Source organism: Acetomicrobium sp. (genome assembly GCF_059026225.1).
In genome coordinates this window covers 506,152-525,783 of sequence record NZ_JBWQOQ010000007.1, presented here as the reverse complement: position 1 = coordinate 525,783, position 19,632 = coordinate 506,152, and the positions used below count along the sequence as shown (strand labels likewise).

Genomic DNA, 19,632 nt, shown 5'->3' with positions numbered 1-19,632 from the left:
GTTCCTTTAACTGCTGGAATTGGTGGAATCAGCTATAATGCCCCCGCCCATGACGACTTCTCTATCGTAGATTACCAGCGATTGACCGGGTGCGACACCCCAAAGGGGGGATTCAAGTGCTTCCACTGTAAATTCGTGCTTGTCAAGGTGGGACAATACAACAGGTTTGGGTGTCGTTTTATACCTGTGTTGTGCTGTATATGCTTCCCCGATTTCTGGGTCTTTCAAGCCAATGAGGGCAAAGGCATTTTATGGTTCGCCTGTATAGATCTGTCTTTCCTACCAACTATTAAAGTGTTATCATGCTCTTTAACGCTTAATACATACCACGGCCCGTTAGATAATCCCAATCCTTCCCTTTGTCCAACCGTATAAAAGACTGCTCCTTCATGGTATCCGAGCAAATCGCCTTGCGAGGATATTATGGGACCTTTTTTTGCCCTTATCTTGGCAGAGATAAAATTCCTTAAAGTTTTTCGCTCGCTTAAAAAACATAGGTCTACACTTTCTCGGACATCGCTGAACATGTCTCCAAAGATCCCTTTAGCCTTATCTTTTACTTCGGCCTTTGTCCACACTCCCAAAGGGAAAATTATTTTGCCCAACCATTCCTTCTTGAGACGGTAAAGCATATAGCTTTGTTCCTTTTTTGAATCTTTGCCACGAGCCAGATGATAATTCGAATTGTTTTCAATAATTTTAGCATAATGTCCCGTTGCGACGAAATCAGCGCCCAATTTTTTAAGCATCTCAAACAAGGTTTTAAATTTAATACTTGGATTGCAAAGTATGCAAGGATTTGGTGTGTTTCCCCTAGAGTAAGAGTCGATGAAGGGTTTTATGACCTCGTTTTTAAATTTTTCCTTTGCGTCGACGAAATAGCACGGGATATTTAAAAAATGGCAAACATCTTTCGCTCTTTCAGCATCTTCTTCATGGTTATCTGACATCAGCAGATGACAACCAATTACATCATACCCACGTTGCAACAATAACGCTAAGGCGAATGAGCTATCGATTCCACCACTTATGGCTGCTATCACTTTCACCTTGGGGATCACACACCTTTTGTTAATTTGTGTAATTGTAGAATTATCGTCGGGATCAGGGCACTTGTCAATATAATGCTCCATTCACTTAAGGATAGGGGCACTATCCTTAAGACATTTTGAAATATTGGAACATAGGTTATCGTTACTTGGAGTAAGATTGAGGCTAGCACGCCACAAAGCAGATAAGCGTTACTCCACAAGCTGGAGGGATGTCTTAAAATGCTAGCTTCTCTAACGTTGAAGACAAAAAACAACTGGGCCAAAACCAGGCTGTGAAAGCCTATTTCTGTCGCCTTAAGCGAGGAAAATCCGAGAAATTTCAGTGTGTAAAGGGTTGCGCCCAAAACTCCCAAAAACATGACGATGCCAAAAATGCCTATTTTCAACTGGTGTGCCTTCGTCAAGATATCTTCGTCCTTTCTCTTGGGCGGCCTTTTCATTGTATCTGCCTCTGGCGGGTCTAAAGATAGTGCTAAGGCTGGGATCACGTCGGTTACGAGATTTATCCACAAAATCTGGAGAGGCAGTAAGATGGCAGGAAGTTGAAGTAGGATTCCGCCGGATACGATTAAAACTTCGCTCAAATTACAGCAAAGCAAGTACACGACAGCCTTCCTGATATTGTCAAATATCCTGCGACCCTCGGCGATAGCGTTCACTATAGTTGCAAATCTATCATCTTCAAGTATGATGTCGGCAGCCTCTTTACTGACCTCGGTGCCCTGTATGCCCATGGCTATTCCTACGTCGGCTTGCTTTAAGGCAACAGCATCGTTTACACCATCGCCTGTCATAGCTACTACCTCGCCTGCCTTCTGAAGGCCTTTTACTATCTTGTATTTGTGTTCGGGAAGTACCCTGGCAATTACCGCCACTTCTCTCGCGCGTTGCGCAATATCTTCCTCGCTCATCGCGGAGATTTGTTGGCCATCTAAAGCTCTAGAGTCACTATCATCCAATATGCCGACTTCCTTGGCGATGGCTATTGCTGTGGTAACATGATCTCCCGTGACCATTATCACGTGGATCCCTGCTTCACGGCAATTAGCGACGGCTTCCCTTGCTTCCTCTCGAGGAGGGTCCATTATTCCCACCACTCCCAAGAAGGCCAACTCCTCTAAAGATTTGCCAATGGCGAAGGCAAGGGTTCTCATGCCCATGCTTGCCAATTTTTCTACTGACTCTTTCCACTTATCGCAAGCGGCAGGAGAAAAAGGTTGCAAACTACCATCTTCGTAGACGAACTTGCAATCCTGTAACAAGCGTTCCGGTGCACCTTTAACGGCCACAAAATCGTCATGGTATGTAACCATGCGCATGACGGAGGAATCGAAGGGATCTTCTTTTAATCTGGGAAATTTTTTTCTGATCTCTGTGACGTCAAAGCCGTTCTCGGATGCCCATTTGAGTAAGGCAATTTCCATGGGATCGCCTACCTGATTTTCGTTATTTAATGTAGCGTTATTACATAAAAGGGCAACCTTAAAAATCAAATCCCTTGCTCGGTCATTTGTAACGAGGTGTTCCCGAACTGTCATCTTGTTTACCGTTATAGTTCCTGTCTTGTCCGTGCATATTACAGAAGTGCTTCCCAAGGTCTCCACGGAGGCTAAGTTTCGAACTAATGCGTTGAGTTTTGCCATTCTATGGACTCCCAGAGCAAGAGTCATCGTTGCTACAAAGGGAAGTCCCTCGGGTATTGCCGCTACAGCCAAGGCGATGCCTGTTTGAAGCATGGGTAAAAGTTTGTTGCCCTCAAATACACCCAGGGCGACCGTGACTGCTACAATAGCGAGCACTAACTTGATGAGCAATCGGCTGAATTTGGCAAGGCGTGCTTCTAGGGGGATCTCTCTTTTTCGACCCTTTGAAGCATCTCGCTTATGCGTCCAAGCTCGGTATTAAGGCCGGTAGCACAAATTATGGCCTTAGCACTTCCTCGCACGACTGCAGTTCCTGCGTAAAGACAATTAGTTCTGTCGGGAAGCGGAGTGTCTTCTGACAAGGTGTTCACTGATTTGTCTACGGGGACCGATTCTCCAGTGAGGGCCGATTCATCTACAGCCACTGAGTAGCCCTCGATCAACCTGCCGTCAGCAGGAACTACGTCGCCAGCCTCGAGCAAAACTATGTCTCCCGGGACCAGGTCTTGTGAAGGCAATAATGAGACCTCTCCATCTCGCAATACCTTAACTTGATGTACTACCATCGATTTTAATGCCTGTAACGCCTTTTCAGCACGGTATTCCGTGAAGAAACCAATGGCGGCGTTAATCAATATTACAACTATTATCGCTCCTGCATCCAGCCTTTCGCCCATTATGATGCTGATGAATGCGGCGATGGCTAAAACGTAGACCATAGGACTCTTAAATTGTCTTAAAAAAAACTTCCACCATGGAGTTTTTTCTTCTTCTGCCAGTTCGTTTGGCCCAAAGATTCGCAAGCGCCTTAGGGCTTCGTCACTCGATAGTCCACACTCTCTCGATGAATGAAGCAGGGAAAGCAACTCTTCCTCGGGTATATCATGGAATTTCTTTAGCTGAACTACGTCTTCCAACGGCGGTCCTCCCTTTGATTGTCCCTAATATTCTACACCTTTGCGTGCTGTGACGTTTTTTTGATATGGGTGTTTAATCTCAACCATTTCCGTTACCAGATCAGCAATTTCTATGATTTCCTCGGGAGCATTTCGTCCGGTTAAAACGAGCTCGATGGTTGGGAGTTTTATGCTGATCAAGTTTAGCACATCGGATATTTTGAGCAAACCGAAGTCAACGGCAACATTAATCTCGTCCAGAACTACCAAGTCGTGTTTCGGATTAGTGAGGCATTTTTCAGCGATTTCAAGCCCCCGTTGGGCTTCTTTCAAGTCCCTATCGGAATGTTCGCCTTTTCTAAAACATTTGTCTCCCCCTGTCCTAAACAGTTCAACGTTGGGAAGATAGCTAAGGCCCTTTATTTCGCCATAAAAGGGCCATCCCTTCATGAATTGAACCATAGCAGCCTTTCCATCATGACCGACGCACCGCACGATCAAGCCCATAGCTGCGGTGGTCTTTCCTTTGCCATTTCCAGTGTATACGTGGACTAATCCTCTTTCAAACAAAGACACAATAGGTCACTCCCATTGAAACAAACTTTTTATGGTATTACAATGCCTGTTGCAGGGAGGTATGTCAATAGTGAATCGAAAAGTTTTCCTCGTTAAAGGTGTCGTTCAAGGTGTAGGCTTTAGACCCTTCTGTTCTAGAATGGCGAAGGAACTCGAGCTTGGTGGGTCGGTACAAAACAATTCATCAGGTGTCATGATAGAGCTTTGCGGTACAGATGAAAACATAAAAGCATTCATGGAAAGGCTCATCGAGGAGGCCCCTCCTCTGGCAATGATTCAGGCAATAGAAGTTGTTTGTGAGGATGATGTTCCGGATGGCTTTAGGGATTTCACGATAAAAGAAAGCGAAAAGCAGGAGACACAACAAGTATTGATACCGCCTGATATAGCGACTTGCGATGATTGTTTGATGGAGATGAGGGATCCGAAAAACAAAAGATATCGTTACCCCTTCATTAACTGCACGAATTGTGGGCCAAGGTATACAATTATCAAAGGGCTACCCTACGATAGGACGAAAACTACCATGGCTTGTTTTCCCATGTGTGAGGATTGTAGCAGGGAATATCACGATGTGAACGATAGGCGCTATCATGCTCAGCCAAATGCATGTTCAAGGTGTGGCCCCACCTTATGGATTTGCAACGTGGAAGGAAAGAAGCTGGCAATAAATGACGAAGCCATCGAATTGACCAAAAGATACCTTAAAATGGGCAAGATATTGGCCATAAAAGGTATAGGTGGTTACCATCTAGCCTGCGATCCAAATAATGATGAAGCTGTAAGGACACTTCGAGTTCGAAAAAGAAGGCTTGATAAGCCCTTTGCACTTATGGCAAAGAGTGTGGATGCGGCCAAAAAAGTGGTATTTATTAATGAAAGGGCTGAAAAGCTGTTACTATCGCCAAGAAGGCCCATAGTTGTGTGTCCTAAAAGAAGCGGCGATCCCTTGTCAGTTTACGTGGCTCCCAATATTGACACCTATGGAGTGATGTTGCCTTACACGCCGGTACATCATTTACTTTTAGAAGATCAAGATCTTCTCATCATGACAAGTGCGAACCTTTCCGATGAACCTTTGGTTGCCGGTAATAGGGAAGCCTTGAGGGAGCTCGGCTCGATAGCCGACTATTTTCTCATGCACGACCGTGATATCTACGTTAAGATAGACGATTCAGTTATTGCCTTGGCCGGAAGGACACCGATTTTGACCAGGAGAGCCAGGGGATATGTGCCTCAACCTTACATTTCCAAGGACTTGTTGCCGCCAATTTTCGGTGCTGGAGGAGAGATGAAATCAACTTTCTCGGTTGCACATGACCATTACATCTTTACTAGCCAGTATCTAGGCGATTTAAAGGAGCTTTCAAGCATTTCGCTATATGAGCATGTCATGGACTTGTTTTTGTTGCTTTATGAGATCTCGCCCTCTTACTTGGTTTATGACAAACATCCACTATATTTGTCGACGAGGATAGCCAAAAATAAGCTGCCACACATAAAAGACAGCCTTGCCGTACAACACCACCACGCGCATTTAGCGGCTTGTCTCTGGGATAACCATTTTACAGGGGAGGCCATTGGCTTGATACTTGATGGCACCGGGTACGGCGATGATGGCAATATCTGGGGAGGCGAGTTTTTGGTTGGCAGTGCAAAAAATTTTGTCAGAGTTGGCCATTTTTTGAACGCACCACTACCGGGGGGCGATAAGGCGGTCTTGGAACCTTGGCGATTTGCTCTTTCCCTTTTGCTTGAAACCTTTGGGAAAGAGAAAGCTTTAGAACTGGCTCGCATGCTTTGGCCCAAAAGAGAAAGGATATTAGAGCCCCTTCTTCGAAATATGGGTATATATATTAAAACCTCATCAGCAGGAAGGTTGTTTGATGCTGCTGCTTCGGTATTAGGGCTTAGAGATGTAGTATCTTACGATGCCCAAGCAGCTATAGAGCTGGAAGCCATGGCAAAGGGCAAAGAATGTGCGCCCTTTGATATAAAAGACGAAGGTAGCGATTTGCTCCTCGATTGGCGGCCTGCCATTGAATGGCTCGTGGAAGGTTTAAAGCATAAAGGGAAAGAACAACTAGCTGCTGGTTTTCACGATGGCCTTTCTAGGGCTCTAGTCGAAGTGAGCAAGAGGATAGCTTCTCAAACAGGCATAAGACATGTAGCATTGTCTGGCGGGGTGTGGCAAAACAAAAGACTTTTAAGCGTAACCTCTGCCCTTTTAAAGAAAGAGGGCTTGGAACCTTTAGTGCACAAAAACACCTCTCCTAATGATGAATGCATATCTTTGGGCCAAGTGGCCGTCGGCATTGATCATTGGTCTAATTAGGTTTTTGGCAGAGCTCAAGCAAAAAAATAAATAAAAAATAAAGGGAGGTTAACCTCCCTTTATTTTTGTTTCGTATATCGCTGATTCTACCTACTCTTCCTTAAATGGAATGAAAAGCTATTTTTTTTAAACACGCCTTACATGTGCCGCTTGCGGTCCCTTAGCTCCTTCTACAACTTCAAACTCCACTTTGTCACCTTCCTCAAGGGTTTTAAAGCCCTTCATGTCAATAGCTGAATAATGCACAAAGACGTCTTTCCCATCTTCCGAAGTAATGAAGCCATAACCCTTCGTAGCATTAAACCACTTTACAGTTCCTAACATGCTTTGCTCCTCCCGATTACAGAAATCAATCGCACTCATCGATGCGACTTTGCCACTAACTATAGCAACATTTTATCATTCCGTCAACAAAAGGTTAGCTCGGTAAATACCATTTCTAGCTTTTTGCTAGCTGTGCAAGTTTTAATGAGCTTACTCCATCCAATAATTAGGGGCTTCTTTTGTGACAACTACGTCGTGGGGATGGCTTTCCTTTACCGAGGCCGCGGTAATTCTTATAAAACGGGCATTGTCCTGTAGGGATTTTATGTCATGTGCTCCGACGTAGCCCATCCCTGCCTTTAAACCACCAACCAACTGGTAGATCAGTGATGACAAAGGTCCTTTGTAAGGAACAAGGCCTTCAATGCCTTCGGGGACCAATTTTTCAGCTGGGATACCTTCCTGAAAATATCTGTCCGTACTTTTGCCTTCTTTCATGGCAGCTAGCGAACCCATGCCTCTATAGCTTTTAAAAGATCTGCCCCTGTGAATTACCTCTTCCCCTGGGCTTTCTTCTGTGCCGGCAAATAACGAGCCTATCATCACGACATCGGCTCCCGCGGCTATCGCCTTAGTTATGTCGCCAGAATATCTTATCCCTCCATCTGCTATTATTTTAACGCCCCTTGGTTTTGCGATTTGGGCGGCGTTCATTATTGCAGCAATTTGAGGCACTCCTATGCCGGCTATGATTCGTGTCGTGCATATAGAACCGGGTCCTACCCCGACCTTTACGGCATCAGCTCCCGCTTCTATCAATGCTTCCGTTCCCTTTGCAGTCGCCACATTGCCACCTGCTATCGATAGATCACCGAATCTTTCCCGCAGTTTGCAAATAGTCTCCAGTACTAACTTAGAATGGCCGTGCGCGGTATCGACCACTATGGCATCTACTCCGGCTGCGACAAGAAGATCGGCCCTTGCAATGGCCTCAGGCCCTACGCCTATCGCCGCAGCTACTTGCAGTCTGCCTTTTGAGTCTTTGGATGCATTAGGAAAATCCCTTGCTTTGACGATGTCTTTGATGGTGATCAAACCTTTCAAATGACCTTCGCTATCGACAATGGGTAATTTTTCAACTTTATGTTTCATCAATATGGCTTTCGCATCCTCTAGGGTGGTTCCAACGGGTGAGACTATTAAATTTTCTTTAGTCATGAAATCTTTGATAGGTTGACCATGGTCGGCTTCGGTTATGAAGCGTAAATCTCGATTAGTGATAATTCCCACCAATTTCATATCGGGGTCGACGATTGGAACACCCGAAATGTGATAATGCTCCATTAGGGCAACGGCGTCACCCAGTGTATCGTTTGGGTGTAAATAGAAGGGGTCGACGATTACGCCCGATTCCGATCGTTTTACCTTGTCAACCTCCTCGGCCTGCGCCTCGGGTGTCATGTTACGGTGAACCACGCCGATGCCTCCCTCTCTTGCAATGGCAATAGCCAGACGTCCGTCTGTGACAGTATCCATGGCGGCGCTACATATGGGGATATTAAGCGCTATTTTGGGAGTAAAAAAGCTTTTTACACAAACCCGTGATGGCGTAACCTCGCTATATCTTGGTTCTAGCAGTACATCATCGAAGGTAAACCCTTCGTAAGTGACAAATTTGTTTAGCAATTCCATTGCCTAACCCTCCTAATCTTGCAATCTGAACAAAACTTCATCTTTGCCCAAGACCTCCATTGTAAGAGGTAGTGGAGGGCCTGAATGGGCGCCGGTTATGTAGATGCGCAGTGGGTGAAAAAAGTCTCTTGCCTTTAATCCATGTCTTTTTTGAAAAGCTCGAAGCAACTTTTCTATTTCATCTTTCTTCCACTCTTTTAGCGAATAAAGTTCATTCACCAAATCCCTTAACCACTCTGGTTGCGTCTCAGGTTTTTTTGGTCTCGTAAGAAGCCAGTTTAAGCTTTCGAAAAGCTCTGCAAGGGTGGCCTGATTGGATATAGCTTCAGGTATCAATGAAACTAACGATTCATTTGTACATACAAACTGCAAACCACTATCTTTTGCCATTTCTATTAGTTTTTCCGCAACCCAACGAGGATCTTTTTTCTTAATAGCTTTATTGCCCCACCATCTCAGTCTATCCTCGTCATGTATCGGAGATGATTTAGAAACGCGAGAAAGATCAAATGCTTGGGCCATGGCATCTAGATCGAATAGAAAATCCTCCCCCTCCACTGCCCAACTTAAAGTTGCTAAGTAGGCTCTTACAGCTTCGGGTAAATAGCCTCTTTTTCTTAAGTCGTCTATTCCCTCGGCACCTTCTCTCTTGCTCAGCTTTTTTCCTTCTCTGGAAAGGATCATGGGTATATGCGCAAAGGAAGGAGGATTCCAGGATAGAGCCTGATATATGAGCAGTTGCCTTATCGCGTTAGGGAGATGCTCGTCACCCCTTATCACATGGGTAATTTTCATATGATGGTCATCCACTACTGCTGCATAAAGGTAGGTTGGAATCCCATCGGACCGCATCACAATAAAATCACCGATATCCTTGTATGATAGCGAATAATATTTGTGAACCTCGTCGTAAAACTCTATTCTACCCGTTTTTTGAGGTACTTTAAAACGCCATGAGGGAACCCTTCCCGCCTCTTCAAGTTTTTTTCTATCTTTTTCCGTTAAATTTCTGCATTTACCGGAATACCTTGGCGGCATACCCTTAGCCAATTGAGCTCTCCTTTCCATTGCCAACTCTTCCCCAGTACAGTAGCAGGGGTAAACTTTACCCAGCTCTTTGAGTTTTTCTAAGGTTTCTGAATAGAGGTCCAAGCGTTCGCTTTGCCTGTATGGAGCATAAGGACCTTCTATATCGGGACCTTCATCCCAGCTTAGGCCTAACCATAAAAGATCTCTTTTTATCGAATCCTCGAATTCAGGTGAGGAACGATCTTTATCGGTGTCCTCGATGCGAAGCACGAAGCTGCCTTTCCATCTTTTTGCCCATATCCAGTTGAATAGCGCGGTTCTTGCACCGCCTATGTGTAGGTTTCCTGTGGGCGACGGAGCAAAGCGAGTTCTAACATGCATTTCACGAAAGCTCCTTTCCTTCATTACTACTTCGATGAGTGCAGTATTTCCACCCTCAGCTTAGCCGCCCCTTTGCGGGTAATTCCCAACAAATCTGCGGCTAGCTTAGATACGTCTACAATCCCGTCCTTTTTACATCGATCGTTGACCCTGACAATTACGCTTCTGTTGTTCTGCGGATTGGACAGTCTTACCAAAGAATTTAGGGGAACGTCATTAAATGCTGCCGTTAATTGCCAATCGTAAAAAATTTCTCCGCTAGCGGTGCGTCTGCCGTTCCATTTAGAACCTCCATACCAGGTAACGGTCAAGTAATTTGATCCTTCCACTTTGTTTTTAAAGCCGTAATGGGCTTCATAAAAGTTGGTTAACCAAAGTCCGGCTAGCAATCTCGAAGAGCATTTGTGATATTTTGCTAAATCAGGTGTTATCCTCAAGATTTCTTCCCCGTCCTTTAAAGATATAGCGAAGGTTTCGTTTTCGTATTTGATGATCCTGTAGTAATAATGTTTGCGTTGTTCACTAAACGCCTTTTCTAATTTTCCCAAAGATGAGCGAACCATGTCTGCCTTTTCCTTGGGTGCGGAGGCTATAAGTGTTCCGTTAATGTGTAATTCCACTTTTGGCCCCCTTTCATCGATCCAGGAATATGGGCGAGATGCATGAGTCTTTTTCGATAGAAGGAGGGTTAGTGCAATTATGGCAGCGTATAAGACTGGCTTTCTGTTCACTTTCTCCATGTAATATCACCCCTCATCGTTGCAATGGCATGGCACTTCATACACTGGGCCTTTCCAACCGCTCCTATATACTCTCCTGATTTTACCTTTAGGTTAATCCTTTTGTTCATAGCCCAAGTAAGGCTAGAGAGCGCGTTTTCTAAGTTCATCTTAAAACAATCGATGAGTTTAGAAAGCCTGGGTAATTGTGCTTCTAGCGTGATGTCTAGCCAAATTAAGCTCCAATTTTTCTTTGATAAGAACTGCGATATCTCTTCCAAGAAAATAATGCTTGAGGCATCCTTATACCGCTCATCCGAAGAAGGATAAAGAGTGCCTAAATCAGGTTCCCCGGCAGCTCCAAGCAATGCGTCGGCTACTGCGTGAGAGATCACATCACCGTCTGAATGACCTTCTAATCCCAAGGGAGCATCGGGTATTAGATGTCCCGCCAGGATCAGTTTTCGCCAGGGTCGCAGAGGGTGCACATCGAATCCGTGTCCCACTCTCCATTGGCTCATTCCTCTAGCAATCGTCTCGCAAAACTTGAAATCGCTTTCATAAGTAACTTTAATGTTGCTTGGCTCGCCTTCAACAAAGTTAATGGGATATCCTGCTTTTATCCAGGCTTCTGCCTCGTCAGACATATTGTCGTCCGCGAGTTTCATGACCGCGATCAACTCCTCCCTCGGAAAAGCCTGAGGCGTTTGTGTGGACCATAGGTTTTCTCTTGATACAGGTAAAATTTCACCCTTGTTTGATACCTTCTTTAAGGCGTCCCTAACAGGGATCAAGGGTATGACTCCGGTTAGGGGGGTTATAGACGATATTATACGTTGAACCAAAGAGGAAGAGGCAAAGGGACGAGCCGCATCGTGTACCAATACATAATCGCCACTGGCAGCACTTATACCTGCTAATGAGGATATAGCCCTTGTTTCCCCTCCTTCAACGGCATTAACTTTAAAAGGTACTTTTAGCTCGTTTATAATTTTGACCTCATTTGAAAAGTCAAAGTCTTTTGGAAAAACCACGATCACTTCGTCAATGAGTCCCATATCGTAAAGTTCGCTTGAAAGTTTAAAACTCCAAACCCAAAGGGGCATGCCACCTAAATGACGAAACTGTTTAAAAGGGCTTTCCATTCGCGCTCCCTTTCCCCCAGCCAGCAGGATAAAGGAACATTTCTTGAAGGTCATCAATTTGCCTCACGCTTCACTCTGCCAAATATCAACCTCCCCGCTGAGGTTTGCAGCAGGGAAGTTATCACCACTTCGACCCTTTTCCCAATGTACTTCTCTCCATCTTCGACGACCAACATCGTTCCGTCTGTAAGATATGCCACTCCTTGGTTTGGTTCCTTTCCCTCTTTAATTACATCAACCTCCAAGGTTTCTCCCGGTATCAATACAGGCTTTAGGGCATTGGCAAGATCGTTTACGTTCAAGACGTGTAATCCTTGAATGCTTGCTATTTTATTAAGATTATAATCAGTAGTGATTATTTTTGCCTTTAACCTCTTGGCGAGCTCTATTAAACCTTCATCGACCGTGTCTGCCTTCAACTCTTTTAAAGAGTGTTCCAATATCTCAACCTTTACGTTGGGCAGTTTTTGGAGCTCTTCCACCACTTCCATACCTCTTCGTCCTTTCGCCCTTCTGAGAGGATCGGTTGAGTCAGCAATCGCTTGTAACTCCAGCAGTACGAATCCCGGAATACAAATAAAACCTTCTATAAAGCCAACTTTAGCGATATCTAAAATTCTAGCGTCAATAAGTGCGCTTGTATCGAGCAACTTGAAACTTTCTTGCGTGTCCTCTTCGCGCACTTTTTTACCCTTCAGATGAAATTTATCCCGCAGGGTTTCAAAAGAGGACCACATACCTACTATTTCGTCCTTTCTTTTTAAAAAAAGGATTAGGCCAATATATCCCAAGACAATGTTTAACAGAATTGCTAAGTAAAAACCTAAGTTCGGTATAGCCGACAAAGGCATGGCCAATAAATTTGCCACTATTAAGCCTACAATTAAACCTAAAATAGCGACGAACAAATCTTGCCATGAAAAACTCTGTAGGGATTTTTCAAATATCTGACCGATGCGTGCAATCCCTCTGATAAACAAAGGAGCTATTAGGTAGCCAGCGAGGGCAGGAATCGCAATAATGACCCCCCACATCGCAAGATCCCACATTAAGGCATCCTTTGGCCACCAGGAAGTTCCCGATAAATATTGTGCTAATTGATATCCGGCTATTGCGCCTAATATGCTTAAAAGGGTTCTTATTATTATGTTGACAAGTCGTCCCATGCCATCTTGCATATATGTATACCTCCTGTTTATTGTCTGCTTTTACCTCTTTTTAAGCATGTCCTAGCTTCAAATGCGGCGTGTAAGGTCGTTCTGTCAGCGAAGCTCACACTGCCACCAACGGGAAGGCCGTAAGACAATCTGCTTATTGTTACAGGCAAAGATTCCAGTGCCGAAGAGATCAAATTCATCGTCAACTCTCCTTCTACCTTTGGACTAAACGCCAATATTACCTCCTTTATATCGCTTTGCGACACCCTCTCAATCAGGTGCTCAATAACTTGGGTAGGCACTTCTTTCTCATCTAAGGGAGAATACAATACACCGAGTACGAAATAAAGCCCGTTGTATATACCTGCCTGCTCCAGTGTGATGAGGTCTTCTACGGATTCTACGACACATATGGTAGACCTGTCCCTAAAGGGATCATTGCAAATAGAGCAAGGATCTTCGTCGGTAATGTTGCCGCAAAGACTGCATGGAAAAAGGGAAAAACTACACTTATGTATAGCTTCGACTAAGGCCTCAGAAAAACTTTTTGGTTGTTGCAACAAAAACAAAACCATTCTACGGGCGCTCTTCTCCCCTATGCCAGGAAATTTCTCAAGCAAACGTATTAAATCATCTAAAGACTTCGCTAAAGCCAACTATTCCACCTGCTTTATTGATTTTTTACAATTGCACCTTGTTGCTATATGAGCCCGGGCAAACCAAAGCCAGCTCCTAATTTGCTCAATCTTTCGTTCGCCAAATCCTTGCTTTTTCTTTGGGCTTCATTTATGGCTGCCAATATTAAGTCTTCTAGCATTTCGACGTCATCTGAGTTTACCACCTCCGGATCTATCGAGATAGAGATAAAATCCCCCTGTCCGTTGCATTTTACTTTGACTACTCCTCCTCCACTTTCGCCTTCTACAGTTTCATTGGCGAGCTCCTCTTGAATTTTTAGCATTTGTTCCTGCATCTTCTGAGCCTGTCTCATTAGCTTGTCCATTTTCATCTTCACTACCTCCCAGTAGGTCTTTTTTTCTTTAACCAACTCTTTGTGATAAATTGCTCTTGTCTTTCCCTTTCACTTAGATGGAAAGCAATTTGGCGTCTTTCTTCTTCTAGCTTAGGCAAGATAGATTGTTCCATTGTATTAATCCGAAGAAGCGTTTTTCTTAGCTCTCCTTCCAATGCCTTTGATTTTACATGTAAATTTATATACTCCCAAAGTGATTTCCTTGCCTCCGCCAGATCATGTATTAACATGTCTACATGAAGTGAAAAAAGCATGGGATCGTAGAGTTCTGTTGATGAGGGAAAATCCTCGATGGGAAAGAAAGAAGGATATTTACACCCCATCGCTTGATTAAGCCTTCTCGAAACCCTACTTGGAGGTATACTAACCCCCAAAAGCGATATCGACGCTTCTCCATCGTGTAGTCGTGTCAGTGTATATGATGAATATATCTTTGTACAACTTTGTAAGAATGCATTTTTTACATCTTTAAAACGTTTCCTGTCGTTTTCTATTAGTTGCAAGAGGACGTCTCTCTTTTTTTCCAGGATCTCCTTGCCTTGTTCAACAGAATATATGTTTCGTTTAAGTTCTAGAAGTTGATTTCTAGTCGGTGGTCTGCGAATCATGGTTTAGCTCCTTCTTGGCAATCAATTCATCGATGAGTTGCGATGGCAGACGATGCAATTCTTCCACTGGGAGCGTTGCCAGACAGTCCCAGGCATATTTAAGCGATTCATCGAAGGGACGACGTCTATCTCCCTGGTTTACGAAATGAGTCTCAAATTTTTCGCCAAAGTCTAAAAAGGATAACTCCGTGGTTGTCAATCCCTCTTCGCCAACTATGGCCTTAAGCCTAGTTATATCTTTAAAACGCCCATAAGCGGCGTATAGTTGATCAGATAGGAGGCGATGTTCTGGTACTGTAGATCCCTCGCCGATTCCTTTATTCATTAGCCTGCTTAAACTTGAGAGGATGTCGATAGGAGGATATATTCTCCTACCGTGAAGTTTTCTATCCATCACTATCTGACCCTCGGTTATGTATCCTGTTAGGTCGGGGACGGGATGGGTCAAATCATCGTCCGGCATCGTTACGATCGGAATTTGGGTAACGCTTCCTTCAATTCCGGAAATGCAACCAGCTCGCTCATAAATGCTGGCTAGATCCGAGTACATGTAAGAAGGAAAACCCCTTCGCCCTGGGATTTCTTCTCGGGCCGAGCTTATTTCTCTCAGCGCTTCGCAGTAATGTAACATGTCAGTGAGTATTACAAGGACATCGTATCCCTTCTCGAAGGCAAAATATTCGGCCACGGTCAAGGCCATCCTGGGAGTCAGGATCCTTTCTATGGTCGGATCTTTGGCCAAATTGAAGAAAAATACCCCTCGATAAATAGATCCGTCCTGCTCGAAGACTCGTTTAAAGAAAGACGCTTCCCTTTGGGTTATGCCGATAGCGGCGAACACAACCAGGAAAGGTGGCGCATTGTCCGAAGATGTAAAAGTCCTTGCATATTTTGCTATTTGCGCTGCCAACTTGTTGGCTGGGAGTCCACTTCCGGTGAAGATGGGAAGTTTTTGTCCTTTTACCAGAGTATTCATAAAATCAATTGTTGATATGCCTGTTTCAATAAATTCATGGGGGCTTCTGCGCCTCCAGGGGTTTATTATATGACCTTGAATTGGTGCCCATTTTTCTACACAGGATATGGGCCCTCCTCCGTCCATTGGAACGGCTCGACCGTTTAGTATACGCCCTTGAAGTGATATGCCCAAGGGGACTTTTATCACGTCTCTTTCTAGCCATACGACAGTGTTGTTCGGTGCAAGTCCCATTGTTTCTCCGAAGACCTGTATTAGACAAAGATCGTCAGTAATCTGAAGTATTTGACCGTAATCTTCCCCAAAATTCGATGTTATCCTAACGATTTCGCCGATGCCCGCGCTTGCTACTTTGTTGACGAAAATCAACGGGCCCGTTATTTTTTCGATCGTCATGTAGCCTTCTTTTAGTAATCTCATCTTTATCTACACCGCCAAAAAATTAGACAGATTATTCTTTAGCTCTGTTATATAGGAATTTAAAGATTCCTCATAAGCTTCATTTTCCTTTATTCGTAGATCCATGAGATCTCGAGCAAAGGACAACTTGGAGTCTATTTGTTCAAACAATACGCCACTATACAGTGCCCTTTTGACCTCTTCATCCAATATCTTTAAAGTTTTTAGCATCATGAATTGCCTGGTAGGATTGCAATAAGCATCTATGATGTCGAAAGCGTTTTGTTGGAGATAAAATATATCAAACAACTCTGCCAGCTTAAGGGTCCATTTTTCTTCTTCCGTTATACCGTCTCTCCCAACAATTTGGACTGTCTCTTGCAATGTTTTGCCTTCATGCAATACCCCAAGGGCGAATTCTCTCAAGGGTATCCATTCTTTAGAAACGTGTTGCCCAAAGTAATCGTCCAGAGATTCGATGTATAGCGAATAGCTTTGTGCCCAATTAACGGATGGAAAATGTCTTTTTCTGGCAAGAGCTTTATCCAGCGCCCAAAAACACCCAGAAAGGCGCAAACCCGCTTGGGTGACAGGTTCTGAAAAGTCACCACCTGGCGGTGATATAGCATTAATTACCGATATGGATCCGGTACGCTCAGGGCTTCCAAGTGGGACAACGTTTCCCGAACGTTCATAGTAACCTGCGAGCCTAGATGCTAAATAAGCTGGATAACCTTCCTCACCAGGCATTTCCTCGAGTCGTCCAGAGATTTCCCTTAACGCTTCCGCCCATCTGCTGATGGAGTCAGCGATTATCGCAACATTATATCCCATATCGCGATAATACTCAGCTATGGTCATGCCTAGGTATATGCTCGCTTCTCTTGCTGCTACGGGCATATTAGATGTATTAGCGATGAGTATCATTCTGTCTATGAGGAGAATTCCCTTACGAATGTCCTTTAGTGTGGGGAATTCCTCCAAAACCTCGGTCATTTCATTTCCACGTTCTCCGCAACCAATGTAAATGACAATGTCGACATCGGCCCATCTCGCTATGGATTGTTGTGTTACGGTTTTGCCCGTGCCGAATCCACCAGGAATTACGGCAGTGCCCCCTAAAGCAAGCGGAAAAAAGACATCCAATACTCGGGTTCCGGTTATCAGGGGCCTGTTTAAATCTAACTTTTTGCCAGCCTTCCTTGGAATCCGTACGTTCCACTTCTGATGCATCTTTACAGCTCGCCCGTTTATTTCGCATATTATATCGCCATTTGAATACTCGCCGGAAGGTGCTATCCATGTGATTTCCAGTTGGCTTTCGGCATTGATATTTAGAGGGACCATGATCATGTGTGTTAGGCCTTTTTCTTTTACTTCTCCTAATATGTCACCGGGCCCAACATGATCTCCTTTATGGCGGCGGGGCTTAAAAGACCATATTTCGTCACCAATTGTATCGATATGAATGCCCTTTGATACATAAGGAGAAATCTTTCCGAGCTTCCCAAGAGGCCTTCCAATGCCGTCTAAAACCTGTCCTAACAAGCCTGGTCCAAGCTTAACGGACAAGAGCTCACCCGTAAATGTCACCGGGTCGCCGACCCGAAGGCCAGTCGTGTCTTCGTAAACCTGAATATCTGCCATGTCCTTCCTGAGGCGCACCACTTCTCCAAGCAATTTTTCGCTGCCTACGTAAGCGACTTCGTAAATTGACGTGTTAGAAAAACACCTCGACGTTACAACTGATCCCGATATACCCTTGATTTGTCCTTCATTATTTTGCAACTATGTCCTCTCCTTCTAATGATAGTGTGGGAAATTGCACCCATGTGGGGGTAACGGATCGCTCTGCCAGTAGGCGCAGTCTCAGGGGCATCTCGGAAAACCAGTCATCTTCAACTATTATCACTGCAACGTTTTCTGATATGAGCTCCTTCCAAATTGCATACACATTATTGGGATCTTCACATATCACTGCTTTAAAACCAAATAATCTCCAGAGGTCTGTAAATATCTCTCTCCCTAAGACGATTACTTCCAGCTCGACAGCCAAGTTTTTCATGAAGTAGTCCTCCTGATGATCATTTGATTGGGATTAACCTGTCTGTGATTTTTTTAGGATGTGACCCAAAGGCGATTCCTACGGCTATGATATTCAAGTTGCTCCACTCCACCAACACCTTTGCTATGTATCCGAAGGGCACCTCAAAACCCAATGGGTCTTTGCGAAAAAGAGATACCTGCCACGTCCAAAACTCGCTTTGAAGGTGCCATTGAAATTCTTGAAATGACTTAAATCCACCTTTTCTAACGGCCTTACGCCAAGGGGTGCCATGGACGGCCTCGGTTATGACTTTGGCTTTGGCCAAAACTTCGGGATCAATCCACGCTCCTCCTGGAAGATATCTTAATCCCTCTTCTTTGCTTACTATATTGGCCCTCTCTCTAAGCCATAGATTTATGTTCCATAGATCGACAAGCCTGCCGAGGAATTCTCGGACTAACGCCCCATTCTTATTTTGGTATTTTGAAACGATGCCTTCATGATAATTTATGTAGCTTAAGATTAAATCCCGCTCAGCTTTGATCAAGTTTCCTGTGTTTTGCAAGACCATCAAGGCCTTATCCAATATCATCCCGTGAGGGTCGTCAAAAAGATAAATCTGCTCCCTTGCCGCAGGTATGTTATTGGAATCCCATATGTTCTTGTAGAACTTCCTGGGAAGATTTCCGTACAAATGCCACAAGTATTCCTCAGTTTGAATGCGATGATTGCTGGCGAACCTTCGAAGAATTACGCGAAAGTTGTGAAGATCTCCCCTGCTTAAAACTGCTGACATTAAGTCATAAGGCTCCCCTTCGGCTTTTGAATGAGCAGTTCTTAAGCGTTTTGTGACCTCAAACATGATCGACAGTTCAATTTTGCGCAAGGGTGAAGACAGAGTTGACAATATCTGCGAACGATAGCTTTCGCGGTATCGTCCCTCAAGAAATTCGGATTCCAACGCCTTAAAATCACCACGAGCCAAAGCGCATAATTCTTCCCACTTATAAAATCTGGCCGCCCTTCCTTTTAGGGCGGCACATAAGTAGCTGTAGTTTTCTTTATGCCCTATCAATCTCCTCCAAAAGCGGAGATAGGACTTTCCCAATCCTTTCCTGGATGAGGGGAGCGAGTTTTTCAAATCGCCCTTTAATTGTGTTTTCGACAATCCTTTCCCCTTCTTCGTCTGTGACTATGGGTCCTCCCCATGATTCAAGGTTTTCGATGATCGAAAGGCTGAATCCCTTTGGTATGGAAGCAAGCAAGTCCTTATCATCGGGAGGGAGCCAAATGATGCCACTTTCGCTAGATAATGCCTTAACAGCTTCTTTAATAAGCTCGTTTAGCATTCTGCTATAATTTGCTGAATTTACCTTAGCATTGCATGTTATTTGTTTGGCTGTATTTTCGATATCGAGAAAAAGTGTGTTTGCTTCATTGATTATTATGTCTTTACCTGATTTTACTGCCTTCAACTTCAAAAAGTCCAGGCGTTCTTGTAAGGTTTTAGAACGACGCTTTCTGATCTCTTCCATTTCCCTTTCAAGTTCCAGCATCTTAGAGGCTGCGATTTCCGCCAATTCTTCCTCTATTTTTTGCTCATATTCCCTAATGCGCTTTTCGTATTCGCCTTTTAAAATAGCTTTGAACTTTTCTAGCTCTTGCGAATCCATCGATGAC

At 44.3% G+C, this 19,632-nt stretch carries 20 protein-coding genes; 1 reads left to right on the top strand and 19 read right to left on the bottom strand.

Features of this window, described 5'->3' with window-relative positions; all coding sequences use genetic code 11:
• Window positions 1-6: 6 nt before the first annotated feature.
• From AC5SXE_RS07055 to cobO, 5 genes are all read right to left on the bottom strand, one after another.
• Entirely contained in the window at window positions 7-156 is a 150-nt protein-coding gene (locus AC5SXE_RS07055; protein ID WP_493917028.1) for an aminomethyltransferase beta-barrel domain-containing protein, read from the bottom strand.
• Window positions 157-224: 68 nt separating this feature from the next.
• Window positions 225-1,049, bottom strand: coding sequence for a tRNA 2-thiouridine(34) synthase MnmA (gene mnmA / locus AC5SXE_RS07050; protein WP_493917027.1), 825 nt, complete (start codon window positions 1,047-1,049; stop codon window positions 225-227).
• Window positions 1,050-1,057: 8 nt separating this feature from the next.
• The gene (locus AC5SXE_RS07045; RefSeq protein ID WP_493917026.1) at window positions 1,058-2,866 is read right to left on the bottom strand and encodes a cation-translocating P-type ATPase; all 1,809 of its coding nucleotides are present in this window, start codon (window positions 2,864-2,866) and stop codon (window positions 1,058-1,060) included.
• A gap of 26 nt (window positions 2,867-2,892) precedes the next feature.
• On the bottom strand, window positions 2,893-3,612 hold the full coding sequence (locus AC5SXE_RS07040) for an HAD-IC family P-type ATPase (protein WP_493917025.1): 720 nt from the start codon (window positions 3,610-3,612) through the stop codon (window positions 2,893-2,895).
• A gap of 24 nt (window positions 3,613-3,636) precedes the next feature.
• Entirely contained in the window at window positions 3,637-4,167 is a 531-nt protein-coding gene (gene cobO / locus AC5SXE_RS07035) for a cob(I)yrinic acid a,c-diamide adenosyltransferase (RefSeq protein ID WP_493917024.1), read from the bottom strand.
• 61 nt (window positions 4,168-4,228) lie between these two features.
• On the opposite strand from cobO, the gene hypF reads away from it, so the two are divergent.
• A complete protein-coding gene (hypF, locus tag AC5SXE_RS07030) occupies window positions 4,229-6,502 on the top strand; it encodes a carbamoyltransferase HypF (protein ID WP_493917023.1) in 2,274 nt (757 codons plus the stop codon).
• 126 nt (window positions 6,503-6,628) lie between these two features.
• Here the strand turns inward: hypF and AC5SXE_RS07025 are convergent, their stop codons facing one another.
• The 14 genes from AC5SXE_RS07025 to AC5SXE_RS06960 form a co-directional block, all read right to left on the bottom strand.
• On the bottom strand, window positions 6,629-6,826 hold the full coding sequence (locus AC5SXE_RS07025; RefSeq protein WP_303882815.1) for a cold shock domain-containing protein: 198 nt from the start codon (window positions 6,824-6,826) through the stop codon (window positions 6,629-6,631).
• 150 nt (window positions 6,827-6,976) lie between these two features.
• Entirely contained in the window at window positions 6,977-8,458 is a 1,482-nt protein-coding gene (guaB, locus tag AC5SXE_RS07020; RefSeq protein ID WP_493917022.1) for an IMP dehydrogenase, read from the bottom strand.
• Window positions 8,459-8,470: 12 nt separating this feature from the next.
• Window positions 8,471-9,868, bottom strand: coding sequence for a glutamate--tRNA ligase (gene gltX / locus AC5SXE_RS07015; protein ID WP_493917021.1), 1,398 nt, complete (start codon window positions 9,866-9,868; stop codon window positions 8,471-8,473).
• Between the two features lie 26 nt (window positions 9,869-9,894).
• Window positions 9,895-10,608 carry a septal ring lytic transglycosylase RlpA family protein gene (locus AC5SXE_RS07010; RefSeq protein ID WP_493917020.1) on the bottom strand — a complete coding sequence of 238 codons (714 nt, stop codon included), beginning with the start codon at window positions 10,606-10,608 and terminating at the stop codon, window positions 9,895-9,897.
• Entirely contained in the window at window positions 10,596-11,786 is a 1,191-nt protein-coding gene (gene ispF, locus AC5SXE_RS07005; RefSeq protein ID WP_323721514.1) for a 2-C-methyl-D-erythritol 2,4-cyclodiphosphate synthase, read from the bottom strand. The genes AC5SXE_RS07010 and ispF overlap by 13 nt, the downstream gene beginning before the upstream one ends.
• Window positions 11,786-12,910 carry a PIN/TRAM domain-containing protein gene (locus AC5SXE_RS07000; protein WP_493917019.1) on the bottom strand — a complete coding sequence of 375 codons (1,125 nt, stop codon included), beginning with the start codon at window positions 12,908-12,910 and terminating at the stop codon, window positions 11,786-11,788. The genes ispF and AC5SXE_RS07000 overlap by 1 nt, the downstream gene beginning before the upstream one ends.
• 17 nt (window positions 12,911-12,927) lie before the next feature.
• Window positions 12,928-13,545 (bottom strand): recombination mediator RecR, encoded by a 618-nt coding sequence (recR, locus tag AC5SXE_RS06995; protein ID WP_303884362.1) that lies wholly within the window; start codon window positions 13,543-13,545, stop codon window positions 12,928-12,930.
• Between the two features lie 44 nt (window positions 13,546-13,589).
• On the bottom strand, window positions 13,590-13,898 hold the full coding sequence (locus AC5SXE_RS06990) for a YbaB/EbfC family nucleoid-associated protein (RefSeq protein ID WP_303884361.1): 309 nt from the start codon (window positions 13,896-13,898) through the stop codon (window positions 13,590-13,592).
• A 5-nt stretch (window positions 13,899-13,903) separates the two neighbouring features.
• Window positions 13,904-14,530: a V-type ATP synthase subunit D gene (locus AC5SXE_RS06985; protein ID WP_493917018.1), complete on the bottom strand. Its 627-nt coding sequence runs from the start codon at window positions 14,528-14,530 to the stop codon at window positions 13,904-13,906.
• Window positions 14,508-15,926 carry a V-type ATP synthase subunit B gene (locus AC5SXE_RS06980; RefSeq protein WP_493917017.1) on the bottom strand — a complete coding sequence of 473 codons (1,419 nt, stop codon included), beginning with the start codon at window positions 15,924-15,926 and terminating at the stop codon, window positions 14,508-14,510. Before AC5SXE_RS06980 ends, AC5SXE_RS06985 begins: the two co-directional genes overlap by 23 nt.
• 6 nt (window positions 15,927-15,932) lie before the next feature.
• Complete coding sequence (locus tag AC5SXE_RS06975) at window positions 15,933-17,693, bottom strand: V-type ATP synthase subunit A (protein ID WP_493917016.1); 1,761 nt, start codon at window positions 17,691-17,693, stop codon at window positions 15,933-15,935.
• Window positions 17,683-17,970 (bottom strand): V-type ATP synthase subunit F, encoded by a 288-nt coding sequence (locus AC5SXE_RS06970; protein ID WP_493917015.1) that lies wholly within the window; start codon window positions 17,968-17,970, stop codon window positions 17,683-17,685. Before AC5SXE_RS06970 ends, AC5SXE_RS06975 begins: the two co-directional genes overlap by 11 nt.
• A gap of 19 nt (window positions 17,971-17,989) precedes the next feature.
• A complete protein-coding gene (locus tag AC5SXE_RS06965; protein ID WP_493917014.1) occupies window positions 17,990-19,027 on the bottom strand; it encodes a V-type ATPase subunit in 1,038 nt (345 codons plus the stop codon).
• A complete protein-coding gene (locus AC5SXE_RS06960; protein ID WP_493917013.1) occupies window positions 19,014-19,625 on the bottom strand; it encodes a hypothetical protein in 612 nt (203 codons plus the stop codon). The genes AC5SXE_RS06965 and AC5SXE_RS06960 overlap by 14 nt, the downstream gene beginning before the upstream one ends.
• Window positions 19,626-19,632: the final 7 nt, after the last annotated feature.

What these genes read in the sequence shown, in the direction of transcription:
- hypF (WP_493917023.1), top strand. Translation starts at nt 4,229, where the DNA reads ATGTCAATAGTGAATCGAAAAGTTTTCCTCGTTAAAGGTGTCGTTCAA.
- AC5SXE_RS07025 (WP_303882815.1), bottom strand. Translation starts at nt 6,826, where the DNA reads ATGTTAGGAACTGTAAAGTGGTTTAATGCTACGAAGGGTTATGGCTTC.
- guaB (WP_493917022.1), bottom strand. Translation starts at nt 8,458, where the DNA reads ATGGAATTGCTAAACAAATTTGTCACTTACGAAGGGTTTACCTTCGAT.
- gltX (WP_493917021.1), bottom strand. Translation starts at nt 9,868, where the DNA reads ATGCATGTTAGAACTCGCTTTGCTCCGTCGCCCACAGGAAACCTACAC.
- AC5SXE_RS07010 (WP_493917020.1), bottom strand. Translation starts at nt 10,608, where the DNA reads ATGGAGAAAGTGAACAGAAAGCCAGTCTTATACGCTGCCATAATTGCA.
- ispF (WP_323721514.1), bottom strand. Translation starts at nt 11,786, where the DNA reads ATGACCTTCAAGAAATGTTCCTTTATCCTGCTGGCTGGGGGAAAGGGA.
- AC5SXE_RS07000 (WP_493917019.1), bottom strand. Translation starts at nt 12,910, where the DNA reads ATGCAAGATGGCATGGGACGACTTGTCAACATAATAATAAGAACCCTT.
- AC5SXE_RS06990 (WP_303884361.1), bottom strand. Translation starts at nt 13,898, where the DNA reads ATGAAAATGGACAAGCTAATGAGACAGGCTCAGAAGATGCAGGAACAA.
- AC5SXE_RS06985 (WP_493917018.1), bottom strand. Translation starts at nt 14,530, where the DNA reads ATGATTCGCAGACCACCGACTAGAAATCAACTTCTAGAACTTAAACGA.
- AC5SXE_RS06980 (WP_493917017.1), bottom strand. Translation starts at nt 15,926, where the DNA reads ATGAGATTACTAAAAGAAGGCTACATGACGATCGAAAAAATAACGGGC.
- AC5SXE_RS06970 (WP_493917015.1), bottom strand. Translation starts at nt 17,970, where the DNA reads ATGAAAAACTTGGCTGTCGAGCTGGAAGTAATCGTCTTAGGGAGAGAG.
- AC5SXE_RS06960 (WP_493917013.1), bottom strand. Translation starts at nt 19,625, where the DNA reads ATGGATTCGCAAGAGCTAGAAAAGTTCAAAGCTATTTTAAAAGGCGAA.